At 58.9% G+C, this 333-nt stretch carries 1 protein-coding gene; it reads left to right on the forward strand.

The genetic code is table 11. The annotated features are described in order from the left end of the window. Positions 1 to 23 precede the first annotated feature (23 nt). Positions 24 to 333 (forward strand): porin (locus SB816_RS30465; RefSeq protein WP_410548048.1); only part of this gene is annotated, 310 nt, incomplete at its 3' end.

Genomic DNA, 333 nt, shown 5'->3' on the forward strand with positions numbered 1-333 from the left:
ATCACAAAGAGGAAGGAGACGTCATGCAGACAAGAAGATTTCGGGGAAGCGTGGGTAAGTTGGCTGTCGTGTTGGGCGTGTGCACCTGTACCGGGATCGCGCATGCGCAGTCATCGGTCTCGTTGTATGGGCTAGCGGACGCGTTCGTTGGCGAAGTGCATCCCGCCGGTGCTGCCGGCAATGCGTGGCAAGTCGGTTCTGGCGGGATGACGACTTCGTACTGGGGGATGTCCGGTACAGAGGAGCTGGGCGGGGGTATGAAAGCTGTCTTCACGCTGGAGAGTTTTTATCGCATCAACGGCGGCCAGGTCGGCTCGTTTCCTGGACAGTCAT

This window comes from Achromobacter sp. SIMBA_011 (genome assembly GCF_046535435.1).
GTDB classification, from domain to species: Bacteria; Pseudomonadota; Gammaproteobacteria; order Burkholderiales; family Burkholderiaceae_B; genus Achromobacter; species Achromobacter dolens.